General features: G+C 72.9%; 8 protein-coding genes. 3 read left to right on the forward strand and 5 right to left on the reverse strand.

Annotation, left to right across the window (positions count from 1 at the left end):
• Positions 1–555: glyoxalase superfamily protein (locus ACSNOC_RS25510; protein ID WP_436749926.1), on the reverse strand; the 555-nt coding region annotated here is incomplete at its 3' end.
• Positions 556–820: 265 nt separating this feature from the next.
• Here ACSNOC_RS25510 and ACSNOC_RS25515 point away from each other — a divergent pair.
• Positions 821–2,461, forward strand: coding sequence for a LuxR C-terminal-related transcriptional regulator (locus tag ACSNOC_RS25515; protein WP_436749927.1), 1,641 nt, complete (start codon positions 821–823; stop codon positions 2,459–2,461).
• Positions 2,462–2,477: 16 nt separating this feature from the next.
• Here ACSNOC_RS25515 and ACSNOC_RS25520 read toward each other — a convergent pair whose 3' ends face one another.
• The 4 genes from ACSNOC_RS25520 to ACSNOC_RS25535 form a co-directional block, all read right to left on the reverse strand.
• Positions 2,478–3,500, reverse strand: a complete 1,023-nt coding sequence (locus tag ACSNOC_RS25520; RefSeq protein WP_436749928.1) for a 3-oxoacyl-ACP synthase III family protein — start codon at positions 3,498–3,500, stop codon at positions 2,478–2,480.
• Positions 3,497–4,165 carry an SRPBCC family protein gene (locus ACSNOC_RS25525; protein WP_436749929.1) on the reverse strand — a complete coding sequence of 223 codons (669 nt, stop codon included), beginning with the start codon at positions 4,163–4,165 and terminating at the stop codon, positions 3,497–3,499. The genes ACSNOC_RS25520 and ACSNOC_RS25525 overlap by 4 nt, the downstream gene beginning before the upstream one ends.
• A gap of 96 nt (positions 4,166–4,261) precedes the next feature.
• Positions 4,262–5,977, reverse strand: a complete 1,716-nt coding sequence (locus ACSNOC_RS25530; RefSeq protein ID WP_436749930.1) for a thiamine pyrophosphate-binding protein — start codon at positions 5,975–5,977, stop codon at positions 4,262–4,264.
• Positions 5,978–6,252: 275 nt separating this feature from the next.
• Entirely contained in the window at positions 6,253–6,879 is a 627-nt protein-coding gene (locus tag ACSNOC_RS25535; protein WP_436749931.1) for a TetR/AcrR family transcriptional regulator, read from the reverse strand.
• 96 nt (positions 6,880–6,975) lie between these two features.
• On the opposite strand from ACSNOC_RS25535, the gene ACSNOC_RS25540 reads away from it, so the two are divergent.
• Complete coding sequence (locus ACSNOC_RS25540; protein WP_436749932.1) at positions 6,976–8,472, forward strand: MFS transporter; 1,497 nt, start codon at positions 6,976–6,978, stop codon at positions 8,470–8,472.
• Between the two features lie 21 nt (positions 8,473–8,493).
• Positions 8,494–9,657, forward strand: a complete 1,164-nt coding sequence (locus tag ACSNOC_RS25545) for a pyridoxal phosphate-dependent aminotransferase (protein ID WP_436749933.1) — start codon at positions 8,494–8,496, stop codon at positions 9,655–9,657.
• Positions 9,658–9,668 lie beyond the last annotated feature (11 nt).

The raw sequence follows: 9,668 nt of genomic DNA on the forward strand, positions 1-9,668 counted from the left end.
CCGGGGCGGCGGCCCGCCCCCGCCCCCGGCTCCGGCTTCGGCTCCGGGGAGATCCTGGCGCACCGCGAACAGAACTGTGCCGTCGGCCATGTCGCCCCCATCGGAGATCACCGGGCTTTTCATCGGCCAGTATTCAGAGCCCGGCTCCGCCCACCAGCCCGTGATCACCCAAACCACCCGGGGGAGGGGACCGGAATTCCGGCCCTCCCTTTCACGCCCCGGCTCACGCTCCCGGCTCACGCCCGGTCGGCCGCCTGGGCGTCCTCCGCGACCGACGCCACCCGCAGCCGGTTGCCGTCCGGGTCGCGCAGCCCCGGCCTTGTGCGTCCCCCACGCGGTGCCGACGACCGGCACCCCGAACCCGGCCGCCACGGCGTCCGGATCGCGCACCCACACGTGGACCGGCGTGTCCGGCCCGGCACCGCCCTCGTGTTCCGGCAGGAACAACTGCTCCGGGCCGCGCGCCACTTCCACGAAAGCCGCCGACCCCGGCCTGTACCGGTGCTCCCACCGCTTCACGCATCCCAGCGGCGCGTACCTGGTTCCCTCGTCCACGTCCGTGACCCGCTACGCCCTCTTTTTGTTCACCAACGCCCCGAAATCGGGAGCCAATGCGATGATTTCTTGACGGGCGGCTCTTTGGTCATGCAGGTTGGCCAGGTCGTTGGATTCTGTGAACGGGGGCAAGGATTTGCTGACTTGGTATGAGTCGCAACAGGACGAAAACGGCAAGACCGCATTGTGGGAACGATCGGAAGTATTCAGAGCAACGGGGGAAGAATGGGAAGGAAACGACACCGGGCCCGGGTGGCCGTTCCTCGTGCCGCGGCTTGTGGGGCGCGACCGGGAACTGGCGCTGCTCGGCGCCCTTCTGGGGCGGCACAGACTGCTGACCCTCACCGGACCGGCGGGCGTCGGCAAGAGCGTGCTGGCACGTGCCGCCCTGGCCGCCGCCGCGTCGCCGGAGCGGGACTCGGTCGTCCTGCTGGACCTGGCGGACGCCCGGGACGGCGGCGCGGCGATCGCCCGCATCCGGGAGCTGCTGCCGCCCGGCATCCTGCCGTTCGAGCAGGCGCGGACGACGCGGCGGTCGACCGCCGCGGCGCCGGCCCGGCGGCTCCTGGTGCTGCTGGACAACTGCGACCGGGTGACGGCGAGCGTGGCGGACAGCGTGATGACGCTGCTGCGCGCCCGTCCTTGCGCGTCGGTCGTCTGCACCAGCCGCGTCCCGCTCGATGTCTACGCCGAGCGCATCGTGCCGGTGGGACCCATGTCCACGGGGGAACGAGGGGACGCCGTACGGCTGTTCACCGAGCGGGTGAGCCCGCACTACCGGCACAGCGTGACGGGTGACGAGGGAAGGGGCCTCGCCGCCCGGATCTGTGAGGTGGTCGACGGCATGCCGCTCGCCATCGAACTGGTCGCCGAGGCGGTGGGGCCGCTGACCCCGGCAGACCTGCTGAAGCGGCTGCGGCACGGCGAGCACGACTGGGACAGCCGGCTGCGGGACCTGCCGGAGCGCCACAGCTCCGTCGCCCGCGTCCTCGGCTGGGGCGAGGCCGCGCTCTCCGAGGAGGACACCGAACTGCTGACCAGGCTCACCGTGTTCGAGTCGGTCATCGACGTGCCCTCGGCACGCCGCCTGAGCGGGCTCGCCCAGGACGAGATCACGGGCGCGCTGCGGACGCTGGTCCACAAGAGCGTGCTGATGAGCTACGACAACGGGCGCGGCGGCTACGAGTTCAAGGTGCCGCACATGGTCCGCCTCCACTACCGCCGGGTCCTGGCGCGCGATCCGGCGGCGTTCGCGGCGGCGCGGGAACAACATGCCCGTGCCTGCCTGGCGTTCGCGCAGGCGGTGCAGCGGGAGCTGCGCGCCGCCGGGCACGGGGCGGGGGACGCCTCCCGGTCCCACTGGGTGGCCGCCGTCCACGACCGCTGGCCCGACATCCGCGCGGCCGTCGGCTACCTGCGGCAGATCCGGCGGCACACCGAGGCGTTGCGGCTGTTGCTCGCGCTGGAGGAGCCGCTGTCGGCGGCCGGAACGGTCGCCGAGTTCGCGGCCCAACTGGAGGAGAGCAGCCGCCCGGACGGGCGGCACGACGGGAAGGACGGCCGGGCGCTGGCGGCCGAGGCGTCCCTGATCGTCGCCCGGTGGGCGATGAGACACGGCGACCTGGTCCGGGCGCGGGCCGCCATGGCGCGGGCCGCCGCCGGGTACGCGACGGAGCCGGGCGAGCGGGAGGCGCCGGTGCTGTCGCGGGAGGTTGCCGCGGGGTTGACGCCGCGTCAGCGACAGATCGCCCACCTGGTCGCCGAGGGACTGACCAATCGTCAGATCGCGACCCGGCTCCACATCTCCGAGTGGACGGTGGTCAACCACCTGCGGCAGGTGATGCGCAAGCTGGAGTGTCCGTCCCGGATCCACGTGGCGCGCGTCCTGCGGCACCGCACCGGGTGAGCTGAGACCGGCTCCCTCAGATGACCGCGCCGCCGCGCCAGCGCACCGCCGCGGCCCCCGCGAAGTCCCCGGCGTGGGCGAAGCCCGCGAGCATCAGCAGGCTGCCGTCCGGGATCTGCTTCTCCCGCACCCCGTGGTCGAGGGTGATCGGCACGGCCGCGCCGAACAGATTCCCGAACCGGTCAAAGGTGTTGAGGTGCCGCTCGGGGGCGATCCCCAGCCGCTCCTGCCACTTCTGGAGGAAGACCCGGTTCGGCTGGTTGGTGATCAGCACGTCCAGCTCCGCCGGACCGATGTCCAGCCGGTCGCAGACGGCCCGTACGACCTCCGGCACCAGCCGGTTGCCGCGCTCGACGATGTCGGCCACCTTGCCGGGGGTGAAGCCGACGTGCATCTGACTCTCGCCGGCCTCCCAGTACTTGCGGCCGTCGCTCAGCGTCAGACCGCAATCCTTGGCGTACTCACCGGTGTTGACGGTCTCGATCGCCAGGACCGGGGACTCCTCGGAGGCCGCGACATAAGCCACGCCGCACCCGTCGCCCGGCACCACGGCCTCGGGCAGCATGCGCACCCGCGGCTGGTCCATCACCGTGCCCGCCGCGTTCTGCACGTTGCACAGCAGCGCCGAACGGGCCTGTCCGCTGCCGATGAGGCCCCGGGCCAGCCGCAGCATGTGCACGAAGGAGGCGCAGCCCCCGTTGTGCGCGTCGAGGATCCAGCCCGGGTTGAGGCCCAGGCGGTGGCTGATCTCGGCCCCGGCGCCGGTGAACGGCAGGTCCGGCAGCAGGACGTTGGTGATGACCAGGTCGATGTCGCGGGCCTCGCGCGGGCCGATGCGGTCCAGCAGGGTGCGGCCCGCCTTCTCGATCATGTCGGCCGCGCTCTCCTCCCGGGCCACGTGGTGCCGGAAGGCGGGCGCGCCGAACATCTCGTGGCCCGCCAACTCCCCGTTCCTGTCCTGGACGTCGAGGAAGTACTGCGTCGGGACCTTCTTGGGCGGCAGGTAGGAAGCCACCTCCAGGAGGCTGACCGTTCTCATGACGCACCGGTCTCCGGCCGGGCGTTACCGCCACCGTGCTGGAACTCCAGGATCTTCTTCAGGTTCTGCATCTCCAGGTAGTGACCGGCGTAGAAGAGCGGCCAGAAGTCGCCCACCCACGGCCGCTGGCCGGCGGGGGCGGTCTCGGGGTAGGGGTTCTTGTCGTAGTACGGGTGGCGGCAGTTCGTCCACAGCACCACGGAGCCGGGCTTGTTGAGCACGACCTGCGCGTCCACGATCCGGTAGAGGTAGATCATCCACAGGTCGTCGCCCTGGTCCCAGGCGCAGTGCATGTCGACCGTCAGGGCCTCGCGGTTGGTCTTGATCCGCATGTAGATCTTGGTCTCCTCGGCGACCAGGGTGTCCTGGCCGACGAGCAGGCCCGGCTTCCCCTCCACCGGGCGGAAGTCACGGGTGCTGTAGGTGTATTCGTTGAGGTGCCGCTCGTCGGCCAGGTACGCGAAGACCGCCTCCGGCGGCGCGTCGATGTACTCCTCCAGCGAGCAGAACCGCCCATAGATCTCGTCGTAGGTGTAGGACTCCTTGGTGATGGCGGCGGCCTGCGCGATGGCCTCCTCGCGGGGGGTGGTCTCCCAGCGCAGCAGGCCGGGAACGTCCGCGATGGCCGGCGGAATGGCGGGCGGCGGGGTGTACATGTCCGTCATGACGGTGGTCCCTTCTCATGGTCCACGGCCGGGCGCGGTCGGCCCTGACGTGCCGTGGTGCGGATGTGGTGGGGTGGCGCGGTGGTGGGGCGCGGCTCAGGCCGCGGTGGCCCGCGCGGCCTGTCCGGCGCGGAGGAACGGCCCGAACGGCGGGATCTCGTACGGGTCGACGTCCACCGAGATCAGCAGCGGCCCGGCCTGCCCGGGCGGGCGCAGCGCGAGGGCGGCGCGGAGTTCGGCCGCGTCCCGGGCGTGCCGGGCGGTGATCGCGGGGAACATGGCGGCCACACCGTCCCCGATCCGGGCCGGGCCGAACAGGTTGTAGGTGTAGTCGCCCCGGAAGAACGTCCGTTCCCGGGTGTGGCACATGGCGTGTGCGTTGTTGTTGAGGATCAGGTACGTGATCGGCAGCGCGAGTTCGGCGGCCGTGTGGATCTCCATGCCGTGCATGAAGAACGAGCCGTCGCCCGCGACCAGATACGTCGGGGCGCCTGTGGCCAGGCACGCCCCGATGGCGGCGCCGAAGCTGTGCCCCATGCCGCCCATGCCCTGGGCGACGACGAAACGGCCGTCGCGCGGCACGGGCAGGTGGTGGATGACGGTGGTTCCCGAATTGCCCGCGTCCACGACGACGTTGGCGCCGTCGGGGAGGTGTGCGGCGAGTACCTCCACGGCCGTCCGCATGGTCAGCGGCCCGGAGGGAGCGGCGGCTTCCCCGCCCCGGGCGGGCGGCCGTTCCACCGGCCGTTCCACCGGCCGTTCCGCCGGTCGTTCGGGTGCGGCCAACAGGTCGCCGAGCGCGGCCAGTTCGGCGGCCAGTGGACCGTCGAGGCGGACCGGCGCGGGGTGATGCGGGTCGAGGAACGGCGGGGCGCTGTCCACGCTGACGACCGGCACGCCCTTCAGGTGCTCCCGCAGCGCGCCGCCCGCGAGCATCGGCAGCCGGGTGCCGGCCAGCAGCACGGCCGAGGCGCCCTCGATCCGCTCGTGCGCGGCCGGGTGCCCGAGCGGGCCGGTGACCCCGAGGAACCGCGGGTGGTGGTTGTCGAACGCGTCCTTGGCGTCGGGCGCGACGGCCACCCCGGCGCCCAGCACCTCGCTGAGCCGCGCCAGTTCGGCGCGCGCCAGGGACCGGACCACTCCGGTGCCCGCCACCACCGCCACGCCGTCGGCGTCCCGGGCGGCGGCGAGCACGGCCGCGGCCTCCTGCCGTACCGGCCCGGCGGCGAGGGGGCGTTGGCGCGGCAGCACGCGGCGCGGCGGCGCCCAGGCGGGGATCACCGACTGCTGCACGTCCTTCGGCAGCAGCAGCACCGCGGGTCCCGGGACCTCACTGAGGCAGGCTTCGAGCGCGGCGGGCAGCAGCTCGGTGACGGCCGAGGGGTCGTCCACCCGGGCGCAGAACACCCCGATCTCCGCGAACAGACGCACCGCGTCCATGGATCCGCCGAGCCCGGAGGTCTCCTGGAAGGAGCCGAGACCGTCCAGCCCGGCGGGCGGCTGCCCGATGAGGGCCAGCGCCGGGACGCAGGAGGCGCGGAGTTCGGCCAGACCGGGCACCAGGTTCATCGCGCCGGCGCCGGAGGTCGAGACCACGACGGCCGGTCGTCCGGACGCGCGGTGGTGGCCGTCGGCCATGGCCGCCGCGGAGAACTCGTGCTTGGCCACCAGCCCCCGCACCGGGCCTCCGGCGTGGTGGATCGCGTCGTAAAGATCCTCGATATTGGCGCCGCCCACCCCGAAGACGTGGGTGAATTCCTGGTGCCTGAGGAAATCGACGATGTAGTCGACCACGCGAAAGGAGTGACCCATACTGTCCCATTCCCGAGAAGTCTTGGCGGGCCTCACCTTTCTAGGGCGGTGCGGGTCGGCGGGGCCAGCGGCAGTTCCCTGCCAGTGCGGCCGTGCGCCGACTGGCAGGGCATTGCCTGGCAGATGCTTGTCATGCCGCGGGCCGGGCCGCCGTGGGTATCGTCGCGTCCGAATTTCCGGGACCGCGGCCTTTCCGGGATAAAGGGCGCGGTGCGCGGTGACGGGAGGAATTCAGGTCAGCCATGTGCCCGAACGGAACGCAAGCCGCGCCCGCCTCAGCTCCCGCCACCGCCCGGCGTCCGCAGGCAGCGTGTCAGCAGGGCCAGGATCTGCTGCCGCGTGCGGCCGGGAGTCAGCCGGCCGGGCAGGCAGACGCCCGCGAAGAGCAGGCCGTCGATGCCGGTCACCAGGGCGTCGGCGCTCTCGGCGGGGTCCGGGGCGCCCAGGCCGCCGAGCAGCGCCTCGGCGGCACGGCCGAACAACCCCCGCCACCGCGTCAGTTCCTCCTGGAGGGACGGCTCGCGGGCGGCGTGCAGGAACAGTTCGAAGCGGGCGACGGTCTGGTCGCGGGCGGTGGTGAGGAACGCCTCCACGATCCGGGTGAGGTCGGCGGCGGCCCGTGCGACAGGGTCGCCCGCCGCCGGCGGCCGGCCCGTGGGGTCCAGCGCGGCGCTCACCACCCGCTGGTCACGTTCCGCGAGATGCGTGATCACGTGCCGGATCAGGGTCTCCCGGTTGCGGAAGTAGTACGTGGTCGACCCGTGGGTGAGCCCGGCCTCCGCCTCCACCCGGCGGTGGGTGAGGTGTTGCAGGCCCTCGCGGGCGATCAGCGTGATCGCCGCGTCGAGGAGCAGGAGCCGGGGCGACTGGCGCGCGAGCTGGTGATGCGTTGACGGGGCCATCCCGTGAGCCTAGGCTCCTACGCTCGGAGGAAAAAGTCCTACGCTCGTAGAAAAACGTCGCCATCGCGATCGCCGCCATCTCCCCGGGGAGCAGACATGACGCAAGCGCCCTCCACTCCGCCCTCCACCCCCACTCCGACACCCGCCGGAAGCCCGGCGGGGACCGGCCGGCGCCCGCTGGCCGCCGGGCTGGTCCTGGCCGTGACCTGCGGCGCGCAGTTCAGCGTGATCATCGACGACACCGTGGTGGCCATGGCGCTCCCGTCCATCCGGGAGGACCTCGACTTCGCCGCCGCCTCCCTGGCCTGGGTCGTGGACGCCTACATGCTGCTCTTCGGCGGCTTCCTCGTCCTCGGGGGCCGCTGCGCCGACCTGTTCGGCCGCCGCCGCGTCTTCCTCACCGGCCTGGGCGTGTTCGTCGTGGCCTCGTTCCTCGGCGGCATCGCCTCCTCGCCGGAGACGCTGATCACGGCCCGCGCGCTCCAGGGCCTGGGCGCCGCCCTCCTCAGTCCCGCCGCGCTGAGCATCCTCATCAACGCCTTCCCCGACGCGGGCGAACGGCGCCGTGCCCTCGGCATCTGGGGCGGCCTGACCGGCGTCAGCGGGGTCAGCGGCGTCCTCATCGGCGGCGTCATCACCGACTTCGTGAGCTGGCGCTGGGTCTTCTTCATCAACCTCCCGGTCGGCGCCCTGCTGTTCGCCCTGGCGATGTCCCCGGCCATGGGCGACCGCGACACCCGCGACGACCGGGTGAAGCTGGACACCCCGGGCGCGCTGCTGATCACCTCCGGCCTGCTGCTCCTGGTGCACACCGTCATCAGCACCGAGGACCGCTCGTGGACCTCGGCCGCCACGCTCACCGGCCTGTCGGTGGCGGCGGTACTGCTCGCCCTGTTCGTGGCACGGGAGTCGAGGGCGCCGGAGCCGCTGATCCGGCTCACCATGTTCCGCAGCCGCCCGATCGTCCTCGCCAACCTCATGATGTTGCTGGCCGCCTCCGGCCTGTACGGCATCTTCTTCTTCCTCACCCAGTACATGCAGTTGGTGCGGGACTGGTCGCCGCTGCGCGCCGGGCTGTCCTGGGCGCCGTTCGGCATCACCATGGCGGTGTTCTCCGGCGTCGCCATCCAGCTCCTGCCGAAGCTCGGCAGCCGCGTGCTGTGCGCCACCGGCCTGACCACCGCCACCGTCGGTCTCGCCCTGCTGCTGCGCACCGGCACCACCGGCGGCTACGCGAGCGACGTGCTGCCCACCCTGCTGCTGTGCGCCGCCGGTTACGGCCTGGCCCTCGTCCCCCTGGTGGTCGCGGCCGTCAGCGGCGTGGCCCGCGCCGACTCCGGCGCCGCCGCCGGAATCCTCAACTCCGGCCAGCAGGTCGGCGGCGCGGTCGGCCTGGCCGTGCTCGCCACGCTGGCCGGCGAACGGCTGAGCGACGAGGCGGCCCGGGGCACCACCGGCCCGGACGCGCTGCTGGCCGCCTGCCACACCGCGTTCCTCGCCGGCACCGTCCTCACCGCCGTCGCCGCGCTCATAGCCCTCGCCCTTCCGTCCGTACGGACGGAGTTCGACCCCGAGACGGCCCAGGGCGTCTAGGCGCCCCGAAGGGAGCACACGATGAAGACCGAGCAGGAACGGGAGCGGCGGCAGGACCGGGAACAGGGCCCGCCGGCCTCCTTCTTCCGGTCCGCCGACGCCGGGCACGGCACGGACTGTCTGCGGCTCCATCTCAACGAGAGCCCCTACGGTCCGCCGCCCGGCACCGTGGAGGCCGTGGCCGCCGAGGCCGCCGCCCACCTCGCGCACTACCCCGACAGCGAGTGCCGGGCCCTGCGCGAGGCGCTCGCCCGGCACTTCGGCGTCGGCCCCGAGATGGTCGCGGTCGGCAACGGCGTCGACGAGCTGGTCCTGCTCACCTCCCTCACCTTCCTCCGCGAGCCCGCCGCCGAAGTCGCCTTCACGGCCAACACGTTCCCCGGATACGCGGCCTCCGCGGCCGTGGCCGGGGCCGCCGTGCGGGCCCTCCCGCTGCGCGACCGGGCGGTACCCGCCGGGGAGTTGGCCGAGGCGCTGCGCGACGGCACCGACCTGGCGTTCGTGTGCAACCCGCTCAACCCCACCGGCACGGTCCTGAGCCGCGCCGAGGTGGACCTGCTGCTGGACGCCGCCCGGTCCGCCGACGGCGTGCTCGTCTTCGACGAGGCGTACCTCGACTTCGCCGGCCCGGAGCACGAACACGCCCTGCTCGCCGTCCGGTCGGGCGCGCCCGCGCTGGTGATGCGCACCTTCTCCAAGGCGTGGGGCCTGGCCTCGGTGCGCATGGGCTGCCTCATCGGCCCCGCCGACCTGGTGGCGCGCTGCGCCCGGACGGCCGGCGCGCTTCCGTTCAGCGTGAGCCGCCCGGCGCAGAGCGCCGTGCTGCGCGCCCTGGAACAGCCCGGCCACCTGGAACGGGTGCGCTCGGGGACCGCTCAGGCCCGCGAGTACCTGATCAAGAGCCTCGACGCGATCGGCCTGCCGGCCATGCCGTCCCACGCCAACTTCGTGATGGTCGACGTGCCCGGGGACAGCGCCCGCGTCGCCGACCGGCTCGCCGCGGAACACGGTGTGCTGGTCCGCGATTTGAGCCTGCTGGGCCTGCCGGGCAGCCTGCGCGTCAGCGTGGGCACGCCGCCGCAGGTGGAACGCTGCGTCGCCGCCCTCGCCGCCGTTCTCGGCACCCGGGCCCCCGCCACGACGGACCCCGCCCCCGTCACGGACGAGGGGAGGCCGTCCCGGTGACCGGCCACGCC

Source organism: Streptomyces sp. URMC 129, from assembly GCF_051386415.1.
Lineage (GTDB): Bacteria > Actinomycetota > Actinomycetes > Streptomycetales > Streptomycetaceae > Streptomyces.

Bases quoted from the DNA above. Each gene is read 5' to 3' on its own strand.
- ACSNOC_RS25520 (WP_436749928.1), bottom strand. From the start codon at position 3,500: ATGAGAACGGTCAGCCTCCTGGAGGTGGCTTCCTACCTGCCGCCCAAG.
- ACSNOC_RS25525 (WP_436749929.1), bottom strand. From the start codon at position 4,165: ATGACGGACATGTACACCCCGCCGCCCGCCATTCCGCCGGCCATCGCG.
- ACSNOC_RS25530 (WP_436749930.1), bottom strand. From the start codon at position 5,977: ATGGGTCACTCCTTTCGCGTGGTCGACTACATCGTCGATTTCCTCAGG.
- ACSNOC_RS25535 (WP_436749931.1), bottom strand. From the start codon at position 6,879: ATGGCCCCGTCAACGCATCACCAGCTCGCGCGCCAGTCGCCCCGGCTC.
- ACSNOC_RS25540 (WP_436749932.1), top strand. From the start codon at position 6,976: ATGACGCAAGCGCCCTCCACTCCGCCCTCCACCCCCACTCCGACACCC.
- ACSNOC_RS25545 (WP_436749933.1), top strand. From the start codon at position 8,494: ATGAAGACCGAGCAGGAACGGGAGCGGCGGCAGGACCGGGAACAGGGC.